Below are 15,505 nucleotides of genomic sequence, written 5' to 3' on the forward strand. Positions count from 1 at the left end.
TCTACGCGGCTCGGGCTGTGATGGCGGGAAACGTCTTGACGGGGCGGATCTTCAGGTCGGCCGAGATCTTGCCGGTGCGTCCGTCTTCGAACTTCACTTCGGTCTCGATGAACTGCGATTGCTTGCCGCCAAACAACGCGTCGATCAGCACGCCATACTTCTGCGCGATGAACGCGCGGCGCACCTTGCGCGTGCGGGTCAGCTCGTCGTCATCGGGGTCCAGTTCTTTGTGCAGGATCAGGAAGCGGCTGATCTGCGATGCGCACAGCTTGGGGTCCGTGGCCAAGTCGGCATTCACCTGTTCGACGCATTCGGCGATCAGTTGATAGACCTCTTCTTTGGCGGCCAGGTCGGTGTAGCCCGCGTACGCCAGGCCACGGCGTTCGGCCCAGTTGCCCACGGCTTCGAGATCAATATTGATGAAGGCGCAGACGTCATCGCGGTCGGCGCCAAACGCCACGGCTTCCTTGATGTGCTGGAAGAACTTGAGCTTGTTCTCGATGTACTTCGGCGCGAACAGGCTGCCGTTGGCCAGCTTGCCCACGTCTTTCGCGCGATCAATGATCTTCAACTGGCCATCGGTGTCCAGGTAGCCCGCATCGCCCGTGTGGAACCAGCCGTCGGCGCTGCGTGCTTCGGCGGTGGCGGCCGGGTTGCGGTAGTACTCCTTGAACAGCCCCGGGCTCTTCACCAGAATTTCACCGTTGTCCGCGACGCGGATTTCCACGCCGGCCACCGGCGGGCCGACGGTGTCATCGCGCACCTTGCCGTCGGGCTGCACGCAGACGAACACGGACGTTTCAGTGGAACCGTACAACTGCTTCAGGTTGATGCCGATGGACCGGTAGAACACGAACAGGTCGGGGCCAATGGCCTCGCCCGCGGTGTACGCCACGCGCACGCGGCTCATGCCCAGCGCGTTGCGCAAGGGGCCGTAGATCAGCGCGTTGCCCAGCGCGTAACGCAGGCGGTCCCAGGCGTTGACGGATTCGCCGTCCAGAATGCGCGTGCCCACGCGGCGCGCCAGCTTCATGCAGGCGCCGAACAATTTGCGCTTGATGTAGCCCGCGTCTTCCATGCGGATCATCACGTGCGTCAGCAGGCCTTCCAGCACGCGCGGCGGCGCGAAGTAATAGGTGGGGCCGATGTCGCGCATGTCGATCGACACGGTGTCGGGCGATTCGGGATGGTTCACGGTAAAGCCCGTGACCAGCAACTGCGTGTACGAGAACATGTTCTGGCCGATCCACGCGGGCGGCAGGTACGCCAGCACGTCTTCCCGGTCGGTCAGCTTTTCCATTTCAGACACGGCGCGTGCGCGGTCGATCAGCGCATGGTGCGTAAGCACCACGCCCTTGGGCTTGCCTGTCGTGCCCGACGTATAGAACATGGCGGCCGGGTCTTGCGGCTGCACGGCGGCGATGGCGTGGTCCAGATAATCGGGATGCTGCGCGGCGTATTGCTGGCCAAGCGTTTCCAGCTGCTCATACGATTGCAGCATCGCGTCGGTGTAATGGCGCAGGCCGCGCGGGTCATCGAACACCACCGCTTTGAGCGCGGGGCATTGCTCGCGCACTTCCAGCATCTTGTCGACCTGTTCCTGGTCTTCCACCACGGCCACGCTGATCTCGGCGTCTTGCAGCACATAGACCATTTCCTGCGCAACCGCGTCTTGATAAAGCGGCACGGGAATCGCGCCCAGCGATTGCGTGGCCATCATGGCCATATACAGGCGGGGACGGTTTTCGCCGATGACGGCGACGTGCATGCCGGGGCGGATGCCCAGCGCCGCCAGGCCATTGGCCACATGGCGCACATGCGTCGCCACATCGGACCACGTCAGGGTTTGCCAGATCCCCAGATCTTTCTCTCGTATCGCGGGCCGCGACCCACGAACCTTGGCATGCGCGAACAGCAGCGCTGGAAAGGTATCCAGCGCCGCCGGCACCTGTGCAGATGCGGGCGATGAATGTGCCACGTTGTCTCCTCCGGTTTGGGCACATCGCGCCAGGGCCCGCGGGAGCGGTGATGGCGATGAGGGGCTTGACCAGTTGGTTTTAGATTTACGGCAGGAGTTAAGGTATAAGGTTGGGTTGCTACCAACTGTCACCATCGCGACATTCAAGGAACTTTTAGGGTATTCCCGATGCAGCTATCCGACTCCCTGCAACTTGCCGCGGCCTGGTTTCGCGTGCTTAACGCCGAGCAGCAATCGCGCGTCGAGCGGGACCTGTCCGTGCAGCAAGTCGTTGCCGGATCGATCATAGAGCGCAAAGGTGAACTCGCACAGGCTTGGATTGGCGTATTGGCCGGATTGGTGAAGGTGTCGGTCGGCAACGCGGAAGGCAAGGTCGCATCGTTGACGGGCGTACCCGCCGGCGGCTGGATCGGCGAGGGCTCGCTCTTGAAACGCGAAGTCCGCAAATATGACATCGTCGCCTTGCGAGATTCGGTCGTGGCGCGCCTGCCGGCTCCTGCTTTTGATTGGCTGCTGGACAACAGCATTCCGTTCAACCGCTACCTGCTCCACCAACTGAATGAGCGCGTGGCGCAGTTCATCGGCAAAGCGGAGTACGACCGTCTGCTGGACCCGGACGCGCGCGTGGCCCGTTGTCTGGCTGAGCTCTTCAACCCCTTGCTGTATCCCGGCATGGGGATGCGCCTGACGATTACACAAGAAGAAGTCGGCTATCTGGCCCGGGTGTCGCGCCAGCGCGCAAACCAGGCGCTGCGCAAGCTGGAAGAAGCGGGCTTGCTGAATGTGGAATACGGCGCGGTGCGTGTGCTGGACCTGGATGGCCTGAAACAATACGGGTCGGATCGCAGCACAGTGGAAGGCGAACACGCGGCCTGACGGGACAAGTGGCCAGGCGGATGAAAAGAAAAAAAACCGCTTGACGTTAAATAGTGCGCTATTTAATATTGCGCAATGAAATCCAGATCCAAACCCAAAGGCGCGTTCAATCCGCTGCTGCTGGACAGCCAGCTGTGCTTCGCCTTGTATTCAACGTCACTGGCGATGAACAAGGTGTACCGCAAGCTCTTGCGCGGTCTGGATCTGACGTATCCGCAGTATCTGGTGATGCTGGTGCTGTGGGAGCGCGATGAAATTACGGTAACGGATATCGGCGACCGCCTGTTCCTGGATTCCGCCACGCTGACGCCGCTGTTAAAGCGCCTGGAAGCGGCAGGTCTGGTGACGCGCAAGCGGGCGGTGGACGACGAGCGCCAAGTGATTGTGACGCTAACCAAGCAAGGCCGCGACTTGCGAGAGCAAGCGGAAAACGTGCCTCACGCGATTGCCGGCGCCGCGCAATGCACGCTGGACGAAGCGCAAGGCATGATGAAGACGCTGCACGCGCTGCGGGAAAAGCTGGTCGATAGTGTTTGAAAGATGGGTGATGGCTGTCATCATCCGGTCTAATAAGTAGCGCACGATTTAGTTGTGTGCGATATTAATGCTGACGCGGGAGGTCCCGCCCGGCAGGCAGTTCAACTTTTCATTCCAACAAGGAAACGCATCATGTCTATCGAAAAAGTCCTCTATCGCGCCAATGCCACCGCCACCGGCGGCCGTGAAGGCCGTGGCGTCAGCGACGACGGCAACCTGGACGTCAAGCTGACGACCCCGCGCGAACTGGGCGGCGCAGGCGCTGCTGGCACGAACCCGGAACAACTGTTCGCAGTGGGCTACTCGGCCTGCTTCCTGGGCGCAATGAAGTTCGTCGGCGGCCGCGACAAAATCGCGATTCCGGCAGACGTATCGGTGAACGGCATCGTGGGTATCGGCGCGATCCCCACCGGTTTCGGCATCGAAGTTGAACTGAAGATCTCGCTGCCGGGCATGGACCGTGAACTGGCGGAAAAGCTGGTCGCCGCCGCCCACATCGTCTGCCCGTACTCGAACGCCACGCGCGGCAACATCGATGTGACGTTGACGATTGTCTGATCGTTAATCGAAGGTTGTGAATCGATTCAGACTGCATTTTTCCATGGACGGCTCCGTGGAAAATGCAGTCTGACTCCGCTGTTTAAAAATGCAGTCTGAATGCGATTTTTAAAAATGCAGTCTCGTCGAAATTGCAGTCTGATTGCGTTTGTCGAGCGACCAACATCGCCCAAAAAGCACCCAAACAAATCAGCCACACGCGAAGCGAAAAGAGCGACGACGCAGCACGATGCGTAAGCTCCAAAAGGCCGCCCGCGCGGCCGGCCTGGAGCGGGCCCCGCAAGATCTTCCACCACCCAAAACCCGTGGTGAGAACCCTAAGAAAGCCATTCGCCCCAGTTGACGTCAGATTGCAACTACCCGAGCCCGTGGCGGCGGTGGCCTGCGGTGCGCGGGGCGTCGATAAGCCCGAGGGAATCTGAAGGAACCCGCCAACGGCGGGTGACGAAGATGACGACGGGGCAGTCCGGAGCGAAGGCTCCGGACCGCAATCGTTGCCCCGCGCACCGCAGGCCACCGCCGCTACGGGCGTCACCAGAAACCTACGGGCGTCACGGGCGTCATCAGAAACAAACCCAACGAACCATAACCCCCCCCTCAATGCCCCCCACCCAAATAGGCCGCCACCACCGCCGGATCCCCCCGTAACTTCTCTGCACTTCCGTGCACAGAAATCCGCCCGTTCTCCAGCACATACCCGTAATCCGCCACCTGCAACGCCGCAGCCGCGAACTGCTCAACCAGCAGCATCGTCACCCCTTCATCCTTCAGCCGCGCAATAATCCTGAATACCTCTTCCACCAGAATCGGCGCCAACCCCATCGACGGTTCGTCCAGCAGCACCAGCTCCGGATTCAGCATCACGGCGCGCGCCATGGCCAGCATCTGCTGTTCACCGCCCGACAACGTGCCGGCCAGTTGATCGCGGCGTTCCTTCAGGCGCGGAAACAGATCCATCGCACGTCCCAGATCCGCCTGCACATCGCCTTTCGGCCGGCTTCCCGTCAAGCGCGGAAACGCGCCCAGCAGCAGGTTGTCCGTCACCGACAGTGTCGGAAACACACGCCGCCCCTCCGGCGAATGCGCCAGCCCCAGCCGCGCAATGCGATGAGACTCCAGGCCATCAATGCGCTTGCCGCCCAACGTGATTTCGCCCGCTGTCGGGCGGATCATGCCGGACACGGCACGCATCGTTGTCGTCTTGCCCGCCCCGTTTGAGCCAATCAGCGTCACGACTTTCGCCTTCGGCACCTCCATGCTGATGCCGTGCAGCACCTTCACCTTGCCGTAACCCGCTTCCAGATTCTTGATCGATAGCATCTTGTTGTCCTCTTGGCGTCAGGCGGGCGCGCCGCCCAGATACGCCTCGATAACCTTGGCGTTGCTTTGCACTTCGTTCGGCAGGCCCTCGGCGATCTTCTGGCCGAAGTCCAGCACCGACACCGTGTCGCACACCCCCATCACCACATCCATGTGGTGCTCGATGAGGATCAACGTGATGCCGTGATCGCGCACCTTGCGGATGATGGCCAGCAGCTCGACGATGTCGGGCGCGGTCAGGCCGGCAGCGGGTTCGTCCAGCAGCAGCAGTTGCGGGTCCAGCGCCAGCGCGCGGGCGATTTCAAGCAGGCGTTGCTTGCCATAGGGCAGGTTGCGCGCTTCTTCGGTGGCCAGGGATTCCAGGCCCACGAACTCCAGCAGCGCCATCGCGCGGGCCCGTGCGCCTTGCTCTTCGCCCTTCCACTTCGGCGTGCGCAGCGCAATGCCGGCCAAGCCCGTGGTGAACGTGTGATGCAGACCCACCAGCACGTTCTCCAGCGCCGTCATCTCGCCAAACAGCTGCACGTTCTGGAAGGTGCGCGCAATGCCTGCGGCCGCGATGTCCGCGGGCGCCAGGCCGACCAGCGACTTGCCCGAGAACTCCACCGCGCCAGCCGTTGGCACATAGATGCCCGTCAGCACGTTCATCATGGTGCTCTTGCCCGAACCGTTCGGGCCGATCAGGCCGTGGATGGTGCCGCGCTTGATGGTCAGGTCGACTTCGTTCAACGCCTTCAGGCCGCCGAACTGCATCAGCACGCTCTTGGCCGTCAGCAAGGTCTCGCCCTTGCCGGCCACCACGGCGTCCGGCACCGCGTCCTGCTCTTTGACCAGGTCCTTCTTCACCGATAGCGCCGCGCGGCGATTCGAGAAGAACAGGTTGCGCACAAAGCCCACGATGCCGTCAGGCAGGTAGTACACAACGAACAGAATCATCGCGCCGAAGATGGTCAGGCGCCAGTCGGTCACGGCTTCCAGCCAGTACGAGAAGATCGCCAGCACGATGGTGCCGACTACCGGCACCACCACGCGGCGCGGTTCGGCGCGGCCCTTGGACACGGCGATGATGCTGCCCACCGTCACCAGGATGGCCACCGCCAGCGCGATCAGCCGGAAGGTGCCGATGTCGTCCAGCATCTTGGGCAGCAGCACGATGATGGACGCGCCCAGCAGCGCGCCCGTGCGGCTCTTGCGCCCGCCCATGATGATGGCCAGCAGGAACAGGATGGTCAGTTCGAAGTTGTACGTGTTGGGCGAAATGTACTGCTCGGAATACGAATACAGCGCACCCGCCAGGCCGGCGAAACCGGCGCTGATCACGAACGCGAACACCTTGTGCCGGTAGACCGACACGCCCATGCAGTCGGACGCAATCGGGCTGTCGCGCAACGCTTCGAACGAACGGCCCAGATGCGACTTCAGGATGCGGTGCACGACGATCAGCGAGATCACCAGCAGCGCGCCCACCAGCCAGAAGTACTCGCTTTTGGTCAGGATGTGCCCGCCGATGGACGGCTTGGGAATCTTGATGCCCAACGGGCCTTCGGTCATGAAGGTCATCTCGTTGATCAGGATCTGGATGATGGTGCCAAACGCCAGCGTCACCATCGCCAGGTACGGCCCCGTGACCCGTAGCGCCGGCAACGCCAGCACCGCGCCAAACGCCGCCGCAATCAGGATGGCGGCGGGAAGAATCACCCAGATGGGCATCTGCAAGTGAAAGAACAGCACGCCCGCCACATACGAGCCGATGCCGAAGAGCCCGGCGTGGCCCAGCGAGACCTGGCCGGTGTAGCCCACCACGATATCGAGCCCGAACAGCAGGATCGAATAGATCATGATCGTTTCGATCAGGTGCAGGTAATACGTGTTGGTCACGCCCAGCGGCACGGCCGCCAGGCAGGCGATAGCCACGATGGATAGCAACAGGTGCAAGGGTTTCATCGCTTACACCTTCTTGATCGCGGTCTTGCCGAACAGGCCGGCGGGCTTGAAGGTCAGTACGAGCAGCAGCAACACCAATCCCGGCACGTCTTTGTACCCCGTCGAAAGATAGAAACCGGTGGTCGTTTCGGCGATCCCCAGGATCAGCCCGCCCACCACAACACCCATCCCGCTGGACAGGCCGCCGATAATCGCCACGGCGAACGCCTTCAAGCCCAGCACCGCGCCCATCGTGGCGCCGGTAAGCGTCAGTGGCGCGACCAGCACGCCCGCAAACGCGGCGGTCAGCGACGACAGCGCGTACGAGAACGTAATCACCATGCCCGTGTTGATACCCATCAGGCCAGCCGCGTCGCGGTCATTGGACGTGGCGACAAACGCTTTGCCGTAGATGGATTTGCGGTTGAAGATTTCCACCAGAATCATCATGCCCAGCGCGCCGAAGACAACCAGCAGCTCCATCGGCAAGACGTTCGCGCCCAGCACCTGGATGGGCGCTTCGGGCAGCGGCGAGGGGAAGCGCAAGTCGTCGCGGCCCCAGATGTTTTCGGCCACGTTCTTGAAGATGATCCCCAAGGCGATGGTGGCCATGATCCAGCCGAATTCCGATCGCGTCTTGATGGCCGGCCGCACGCCAACTCGCTCGACCAGCGCGCCTTGCGCGAAGCCGAAGATGCAGACGATGGGGATCATGACCCAGTAGTTCACGCCCAGGCCGACGAGCGTCAGCCCGACCAGTGCGCCCAGCATCAAGGCTTCGCCTTGACCGAAGTTGAGTGTGCCGGATGTGGCGAAGGTGAGCTGGTACCCGAACGCAATCACGGCATAGATCATGCCTAGCGCGATACCGCTATAGATGAGCTGTAGAAGAATCATGGTGTGTGTCTTGAGGCGCTGTGTTCCGTCCCAACCCCCTTGGGCAGAACGCTGTTTTCAGACGGCTGCATGCCCCGCACCCGATCATCGGGGCGCGGGCGGCGGCGGCCGGGAAGCCGCCGCCTTCCTGCTTGTTTCAGGCTTAGTTGGCCTTGACGACGCGGCCGCCCTTGACCTCGCCGATCACCACTTCCTTCGCGGAGATGGCGTCGTGGTTGTTGTGGGTGAACGGCTTGTTGTAGGTCATCACCACGCCTTCGACGGGCGTTTGCAGGTTCTCAAGCGCCTCGCGGACCTTGGGGCCGTCGGTGGAGTTGGCCTGCTTGATGGCCGCGGCCAGCAAGAAGATCGAGTCATAGCCCTGGGCCGCCGACACCGGGGAGTCGATGCGGTTGTTCTTGGGCTTGAACTTGGCCAGGTAGGCGTCGATGAAGGCCTTGCGCTTGGGCGTGTCGGGGTCCTGGATGAAGGTTTGCGGCATGCGCGCGCCTTCGCCGTTGGCGCCGGAGTTGTCGATGTAGTTGGCCATCGACAAGGTCCAGCTGCCGATGATCGGCACCTTCCAGCCCAGCTTGGTCATGCCGTTGGCGATCTGGGCCAGCTCGGGGCCGATGCCGTAGGTCAGCACGGCTTCGGCGCCGGCGGACTTGGCCTTCAACAGCTGGGCCGTCATGTCGACGTCCTTGATGTTGAATTTCTCAACGGCCACGGGCTTGATGCCCTTGGCGTCCAGGGCCTTTTCCAGATCCTCGCGGCCAAGCTGGCCGTAGTTGGTGGAGTCGGCCAGGATGGCGACCTTCTTGAAACCGCGGCGCGTGATCGCTTCTTCCACGATCATCGGGGCCTGGATGCTGTCATGCGCCGCATTGCGGAACACGTAGTTGTCGGGGTATTCCGGCGCCTTGAACTGGTGCGTGATCACGCTGCCTGTTGCCACGTTGTTGAAGACGGGGATCTTGGCGTCCTGGTAGAACCGTTGCGAGGCCAGCGCCACGCCGGTGTTGATGTAGCCGACGGTGGCGGCCACTTGTTCCTTGTTGATCAGTTCCTGGGCGATCTGCACGCCGCGCTCGTTCTTGGCTTCGTCGTCGCGTTCGACGGCAACCAGCTGGCGGCCGAGGACGCCGCCGTTCTTATTGATTTCTTCAATGGCCAGACGCACGCCGTCGCGCATGCTGACGCCCATGGATGAGGAGCCGCCGGTGTACGGGCCGGCCACGCCGATCTTGATGGGGTCGGCGGCGTAAGACGCGGCCGATGCGGCAAATGCAAGGGTTCCTGCTAGCAGCTTCAAACGAAAATCCATGGATGTCTCCGTTGTAATTAGATTGACTGCGTGGAAAACCGGTTGCCGGCGCCAGGCGGCGAGAAATCAATGTTGCGGCGCGCTCCTGTGTTGCGTGGTGTGACTGTCTGCTTAATCGCTTACGCGAATCTGACCCGGCGGGGTTTTTCCGCGTAAATACCTAGTACGAGCGCAGGGGTAGCGGAAATTCATTCCGCATCCGACTGGAAATTTATTCCTGACTGGCCGCCAGGCCGCGTGGCCATTGGGAGGCTTGCTCGCAGACGTCTTCGAGCCATAGGGAAAACGCTTGGACCGCGTTGCCGGGCGGCCGCGAGGTTTCGGTGCAAAGGTGATATTGGGATTCGCCGGGGATGTCGATGCCGAGCACGCGCACGAGCTTGCCCTCGTCCAGCCATTCCGCCGCCAGCGAACGGCGGGTCAGCGCCAGGCCCTGGCCCGCGCGCGCCGCCGCCAGCATCATGCCCAGGTCCACCAGCCAGACCCCGCGTGACGGCTCGGGCCAGTCAAGCCCGGCTTCGGCCAGCCAGGGGCGCCACGGCTCCATCGGGCAACGCAGCAAGCCGGCACGGGCCAGATCTTCCGGCCGGTCAAAGGGGCCGTGTTCGGCCAGGTAGGCGGGCGAGCACACTGCGAATACGCGGTCAGACGTCAATTGCCTTGCGGTCAGGCCGGGATACTTGCCGCTGCCAAAGCGCACCCAGACATCGGCGTTGGGCGGCATGATGTCCAGATAGGGAATGGACAACATGATCTCCAGCTCGACCTCGGGGTGCGCGGCGGTGAAGCCGGGCAGGTAGGGGATCAGCACTTGCCGGGCGAAGGTGGGCGTGGAGACGACGCGCAGCGGTTCTGGCTTGGGCTCACCCCGTTTGTGCAGCGAGGCGTCCGACAGCAGGTCCAGCGCGGTGCGGACCTGGTTCAGGTAGTCGCGCCCGGCGGCGCTGAGCGTGGCGCCACGGCTGCTGCGAATGAACAGGGAAACGTCCAGCAAGGCTTCCAGCGCGGCAATGCGTTTGCCGATGGCGCTGGCGGTCACGAAGAGTTCTTCGCTGGCGCGTTCGAAAGAGCCCAGCCGCGCCGCCGCCTCGAACGCCTGGATGGCGGCGAGCGGAGGCAGGCGCACGTCTTTGGAGAGTGAGGCACTGCGAAGTGAGGAACCGCGCATGATCGTCTGGCGGGCCGGCCGTGCGCCCGACGAAGAGTGGCAACGGGAAGATTATAAAAGTGATGGCAAAGCGCCGCCCCGGCCATCAGGCGGGGGCGGCGCGGAACCGTCTGCCGGAGGACGGCTGCTAGAAGGGGCTTAGACGCCCTTGACTGCCAGGCTGATCGCCAGCCCGATCATGACAACCGCGATAACGCCGTCCAGCACGCGCCACGCCGATGCGCGGGCAAAGAACGGTGCGAACAGGCGCGAACCGATGCCCAGCACGGCCAGCCACAACAAGCTGGCGGTGAACGCGCCGCCGGCAAATGCCATGCGGGCATCGTCAAAGCCGTGCGCCAGCGAGCCAACTACCACCATGTCCAGCCAGAAATGGGGGTTCAGCAGCGAAAAGCCCAGCGCGCCCAACATGGCGGCACGGCGCGACGGCACTACCTCGCGGGCGGCGGCCAGGCCGCCGGTGGCGGTCCAGGCGCGGCGTGCGGATTGCAGGCCGTACCAGGACAGGAACGCCACGCCGAACCACAGCACGGCAGTCGTCAGCCACGGGAACCAGGCGGTCAGCGCTTGCAGGCCGGACACGCTGGCAAAGATGAAGACGGCGTCGATCAGCGCGCAGATGGCGACCACGCTGAGCAGATGCGCGCGCATCAGGCCCTGGCGCAGGATGAAGGCGCTTTGCGCGCCGACGACGGCGAACAAGCCCAGGCCCGTGGCGGTGCCGCTGGCCCAGGCGGTCAGGAAGAGGGGGGACGAAAGGGTGGCGAACATGATGCGAATACCTGTAACTGCAACGCCTGTGGCGGCGCTTTGATGTTGGTGCCGGACGCATTGCGCGCTCCGGTGATAACGAATTGTCCCTTGCGCACCCTATGAAATACAGCTAATTTTCCTTCACTATATTAAGCAAAACTAATTTATGAAAATCGATCATGGCAACCTGCGGGCGCTGGCCGCCGTGGTGCGCGAAGGCAGTTTCGAGCGGGCCGCTTTGTCGCTTAGCGTGACGCCGTCGGCCGTGTCGCAGCGGATCAAGGCGCTGGAAGACCGCATGGGCCGCTTGCTGGTGCAGCGCACGGTGCCGGCGGCGGCCACGGCGGATGGGCGGGTGCTGGTGCAACTGGCCGAACAGACGGCGCTGCTGGAGCACGACGCGCTGAACCGCTTGGGCGTGACGGACGACGATGTGCCCCACGCCAGCATCCCCATCGCGGTCAATCACGACAGCCTGGAAACCTGGTTCGTCGATGCGGCCCTGGCGTTCTCGGCCCGCACCCGCGCCACGCTGGACATGCTGTCCGAAGACCAGGACCACACCGCCGCGCTGCTGCGCAACGGTTCGGTGCTGGGGGCGGTGACGACGCTGGCGGACCCGGTGCAGGGCTGCCGCATCCACGCGCTGGGCAGCATGCGCTACGTGGCGACCTGTACGCCCGATTTCCACAAGCGCTATTTCGCAAGCGGTGTGAACGCGCAAACTCTGGCGCAGGCCCCGGTGCTGGTGTTCAACCGCAAGGACGCCTTGCAGGCGCGCTTTGCACACAAGATCTCGGACCCCGCGCCCTGGCAGCCGCCGGTCTGGTGGGTGCCGTCCACGCGCGCGTTCGTGCAGGCGACGCTGGGCGGGCTGGGCTGGACGATGAATCCGCTGCCGCTTGTGCAGGAACACCTTGATGCCGGTCATCTGATGCTGCTTCGGGGGCGCGCCTGGGAGGATGTGCCCCTTTATTGGCAGCATTGGCGGGTAAACTCCGAGGCGATGGAAGCCTTGACCGATTCGGTTCTGTCAGCCGCCCGCAGCTTGGTCCGGCGGCGTTAACCCACTAGGAGGACACCCCATGAACATCCGCAAGTTCGCAGTCATTGCCGCATTGGGCTTGTGTACGGCCGGCTCGGCTTGGGCGAAGGACTATAAGGTCGGCCAGATTGAAGTTGACGACCTGTGGGTCCGGGCGTCGGCGCCGGGGCAGTCGAACGGGGCGGGTTATATGGATATCGACAACGACGCCAAGACCGAAGACCGCTTGCTGTCGGTGTCGTCCGACGCCGCCGAGCGTGTCGAGCTGCACACGGTGCAGACCGAGAACGGCGTGTCGAAGATGCGCCAGGTTGAAGGCGGCATCGTCTTGCCCGCAGACAAAGAGGTCAAGCTCAGCCCGGGCGGCTATCACGTCATGTTCATCAAGCTGAAGGCGCCGTTCACCGATGGCGCAACCGTGCCCGCCACGCTGAAGTTCGAAAAGGCGGGTGAAGTGGCGGTGCAGTTCAAGGTCAAGCCGGCCTCGCACAACCCCGGCATGAGCCACGACCACGGCGCGATGAAGCACTGAATCTGATGCCGCCGCTGGCGGAGCAATAAAAAATGGCGGCCCATGAAACATGGGGCCGCCATTTTTTTGTGACGCGTTAGGGTTTTGTGACGCGTCAGGGCTTTGTGACCTGCTTTGGATTTGCAACGCGCGAAGGGGCGCAATGCCCCGCGCGCATCGGCAGAATCAATACAGGCCTTGCTGGCGCATGGCGTCGGCAACCTTGACGAAGCCGGCGATGTTGGCGCCGTCCAGGTAGTTGACGTATTCGCGTTCGCTGTGGCCGTGGCGCACGCAGTTCTCGTGGATGTCGCGCATGATGGCGTGCAGGCGCGCGTCGACTTCTTCGCGCGTCCAGGCCAGACGGGCCGAGTTCTGGGCCATTTCCAGGCCCGACACGGCCACGCCGCCGGCGTTGGTGGCCTTGCCCGGGGCGTACAGCACGCGGGCGGCGATGAATGCCTTGGCGGCATCCAGCGTGGCTGGCATGTTGGCGCCTTCCGCCACGCACAGCACGCCGTTCTTGATCAGCGTCTGGGCGTCGGCCAATTCCAGTTCGTTCTGGGTTGCGCACGGCAGCGCCACGTCAACCGGCACGTGCCACGGACGCTTGCCCGCTTCGTACTTCAAACCGAATTGCTGGGCGTACGTGTCCAGACGGCCGCGCAGGTCGTTCTTGATGTGCATCAGCGCAACCAGCTTTTCATGCGTGAAGCCGGCTTCGTCGACGACCGTGCCGTTCGAATCCGACACCGTCACCACCTTGGCGCCCAGCGACATGGCCTTTTCGATGGCGTATTGCGCCACGTTGCCCGACCCCGAGACCGAGACACGCAGGCCGTCAAACGACTTGCCCACGCGCTTGAGCATTTCTTCCGCGAAGTAGACGGTGCCGTAGCCGGTGGCTTCGGGGCGGATCAGGCTGCCGCCGAACGTCAGGCCCTTGCCGGTGAAGACGCTGGCCGTGGAGTTCGACAGCTTTTTCATCATGCCGGCCATGAAGCCGACTTCGCGCGCGCCCACGCCGATATCGCCGGYGGGGACGTCGGTGTCCGGACCCAGATGGCGATACAGCTCGATCATCAGCGCCTGGCAGAAGCGCATGACTTCGGCGTCGGACTTGCCCTTGGGGTCAAAGTCCGAACCGCCCTTGCCGCCGCCCATGGGCAGCGTCGTCAGCGAGTTCTTCAGCGTTTGTTCGAACGCCAGGAACTTCAGGATGGACAGGTTCACCGACGGGTGAAAGCGCATGCCGCCCTTGAACGGGCCAATGGCCGAGCTGTGCTGAATGCGGAAAGCGCGGTTGACCTGGGCGCGGCCCTGGTCATCGGTCCAGCACACGCGGAACTGGATCACGCGTTCCGGCTCCACCAGGCGCTCAAGCAGGGCGTGCTCGGCGTAGTGGGGGTGCTTTTCGATGAACGGCCACAAGCTCAGCATCACCTCCTGGACGGCTTGCATGAATTCAGGCTGCTGCGGGTCGCGCGCGGCGACGCCACGCAGGAAGTCGTCCAGACTCTGCACTTTCAACATGATCTCCTCGGGGGTGCTTCGAATAGGTGCGGATTGCGCCATTGTGGGGCGCTGAATATTTATTCTGGTGCATGAACTGCACCGGCTTGGTGCGCAAGTGTAGGGAAAATTGCTGCCCTGCGCAAAGCTGGAAAATGCGGCCAGGCGCTTGATATCAAAAGACTTTTTTCTGATTATTAATGGGGACGTATTAATGCGTGACGAAGTTGAAAACAAGCTGAAATTTGGCGTGAAAAACACGCAGCGCTTGAATTTGCAGGGAAATTTAATGCGTCCCCATTTAAATGGGTATGGACTGTCGAGCAGAACGGGGGCGTGTACCCCGTAAACAAAGGCTGGTGCAGGGGGTGGTCTTCTTGGTGGCTGTCTAAATTTCTTTCCATGCGTCCCCAATATTTATTTGATCTTGGGCAGCTCGGGCATCACACCTGAACGACCGCCAATGCGGCGCCCAGCAGCATCAAGACGACGCCCACCACGCGGTCGACCCCCCGCTGGTGCCCCAGCAACAGGCGGCGCAAGCCGTCTGATGAGATCGACCACGCCACCACGCTGAACCACAGCCAATGTGCGAACGACATGAACAGCCCATAGCCGAACTGCTGCGCCAGCGGCGTGCCGGGCGACACCACCTGGGTATAGGTGCTGATCACGAATAGCGTGGTCTTGGGGTTGAGCGCATTCGTCAGAAAGCCGCTGGCCACCGCTTGCCAGGCCGTGATGGCGGGCGGCGCAGACAGGTCCTGGTTGACCGGGGTGCGGTTGAAGAAGGTCTTCCACCCCATGTAGACGAGATAGCAGGCGCCAGCCAGTTTGATGCCCTGCAGCACCGGCTGCGCGTAATGGGCCAAGAGGCTCACCCCGAACATCGTATAGAACACATGGACCTGCACACCCAGCCCGATGCCCAGCGCGCAGACCAGCCCGGTGCGCCGGCCGAACTGATAGCTGTAACGCGTCACCATGGCAAAGTCCGGCCCCGGGCTGATGACCGCGAGCAGGGTGATGAGGGCGACGGCAATGAGTTCGGTCATGGCGGGCAGAGGCAGGGATATCGGGAAAGGGCGCCTATTGTGTGACCCTGGCGTGGCGGTGAAAAA

At 62.8% G+C, this 15,505-nt stretch carries 14 protein-coding genes; 5 read left to right on the forward strand and 9 right to left on the reverse strand.

Going from position 1 to position 15,505, the window contains the following annotated elements:
* Window position 1: 1 nt before the first annotated feature.
* Complete coding sequence (locus tag AC1DSJ_RS20020) at window positions 2-1,978, reverse strand: AMP-dependent synthetase/ligase (RefSeq protein ID WP_342067902.1); 1,977 nt, start codon at window positions 1,976-1,978, stop codon at window positions 2-4.
* Between the two features lie 168 nt (window positions 1,979-2,146).
* On the opposite strand from AC1DSJ_RS20020, the gene AC1DSJ_RS20025 reads away from it, so the two are divergent.
* From AC1DSJ_RS20025 to AC1DSJ_RS20035, 3 genes are all read left to right on the forward strand, one after another.
* On the forward strand, window positions 2,147-2,854 hold the full coding sequence (locus AC1DSJ_RS20025; protein ID WP_427948220.1) for a Crp/Fnr family transcriptional regulator: 708 nt from the start codon (window positions 2,147-2,149) through the stop codon (window positions 2,852-2,854).
* A gap of 75 nt (window positions 2,855-2,929) precedes the next feature.
* On the forward strand, window positions 2,930-3,391 hold the full coding sequence (locus AC1DSJ_RS20030) for a MarR family winged helix-turn-helix transcriptional regulator (RefSeq protein ID WP_054420702.1): 462 nt from the start codon (window positions 2,930-2,932) through the stop codon (window positions 3,389-3,391).
* Window positions 3,392-3,523: 132 nt separating this feature from the next.
* Entirely contained in the window at window positions 3,524-3,949 is a 426-nt protein-coding gene (locus tag AC1DSJ_RS20035; RefSeq protein WP_054420701.1) for an organic hydroperoxide resistance protein, read from the forward strand.
* A gap of 597 nt (window positions 3,950-4,546) precedes the next feature.
* On the opposite strand, the gene AC1DSJ_RS20040 is transcribed toward AC1DSJ_RS20035, so the two are convergent.
* The 6 genes from AC1DSJ_RS20040 to AC1DSJ_RS20065 form a co-directional block, all read right to left on the reverse strand.
* Window positions 4,547-5,269 carry an ABC transporter ATP-binding protein gene (locus AC1DSJ_RS20040; RefSeq protein ID WP_054420700.1) on the reverse strand — a complete coding sequence of 241 codons (723 nt, stop codon included), beginning with the start codon at window positions 5,267-5,269 and terminating at the stop codon, window positions 4,547-4,549.
* A gap of 18 nt (window positions 5,270-5,287) precedes the next feature.
* On the reverse strand, window positions 5,288-7,213 hold the full coding sequence (locus tag AC1DSJ_RS20045; protein ID WP_054420699.1) for a branched-chain amino acid ABC transporter ATP-binding protein/permease: 1,926 nt from the start codon (window positions 7,211-7,213) through the stop codon (window positions 5,288-5,290).
* Window positions 7,214-7,216: 3 nt separating this feature from the next.
* Window positions 7,217-8,089 (reverse strand): branched-chain amino acid ABC transporter permease, encoded by an 873-nt coding sequence (locus AC1DSJ_RS20050; protein WP_006216335.1) that lies wholly within the window; start codon window positions 8,087-8,089, stop codon window positions 7,217-7,219.
* A 142-nt stretch (window positions 8,090-8,231) separates the two neighbouring features.
* Complete coding sequence (locus tag AC1DSJ_RS20055; protein ID WP_175170313.1) at window positions 8,232-9,395, reverse strand: ABC transporter substrate-binding protein; 1,164 nt, start codon at window positions 9,393-9,395, stop codon at window positions 8,232-8,234.
* 211 nt (window positions 9,396-9,606) lie between these two features.
* Complete coding sequence (locus AC1DSJ_RS20060) at window positions 9,607-10,563, reverse strand: LysR substrate-binding domain-containing protein (protein ID WP_441371984.1); 957 nt, start codon at window positions 10,561-10,563, stop codon at window positions 9,607-9,609.
* Window positions 10,564-10,701: 138 nt separating this feature from the next.
* Complete coding sequence (locus tag AC1DSJ_RS20065) at window positions 10,702-11,334, reverse strand: LysE/ArgO family amino acid transporter (RefSeq protein WP_054420696.1); 633 nt, start codon at window positions 11,332-11,334, stop codon at window positions 10,702-10,704.
* Window positions 11,335-11,482: 148 nt separating this feature from the next.
* On the opposite strand from AC1DSJ_RS20065, the gene AC1DSJ_RS20070 reads away from it, so the two are divergent.
* A complete protein-coding gene (locus AC1DSJ_RS20070) occupies window positions 11,483-12,382 on the forward strand; it encodes a LysR family transcriptional regulator ArgP (protein ID WP_054420695.1) in 900 nt (299 codons plus the stop codon).
* A 19-nt stretch (window positions 12,383-12,401) separates the two neighbouring features.
* Window positions 12,402-12,893 carry a copper chaperone PCu(A)C gene (locus AC1DSJ_RS20075; protein WP_054420694.1) on the forward strand — a complete coding sequence of 164 codons (492 nt, stop codon included), beginning with the start codon at window positions 12,402-12,404 and terminating at the stop codon, window positions 12,891-12,893.
* A gap of 165 nt (window positions 12,894-13,058) precedes the next feature.
* Here the strand turns inward: AC1DSJ_RS20075 and gdhA are convergent, their stop codons facing one another.
* On the reverse strand, window positions 13,059-14,405 hold the full coding sequence (gene gdhA / locus AC1DSJ_RS20080) for an NADP-specific glutamate dehydrogenase (RefSeq protein WP_476760373.1): 1,347 nt from the start codon (window positions 14,403-14,405) through the stop codon (window positions 13,059-13,061).
* A 422-nt stretch (window positions 14,406-14,827) separates the two neighbouring features.
* Entirely contained in the window at window positions 14,828-15,439 is a 612-nt protein-coding gene (locus tag AC1DSJ_RS20085) for a LysE family translocator (RefSeq protein WP_441371985.1), read from the reverse strand.
* Between the last annotated feature and the right edge of the window lie 66 nt (window positions 15,440-15,505).

The organism is Achromobacter sp. 01N37 (genome assembly GCF_056399725.1).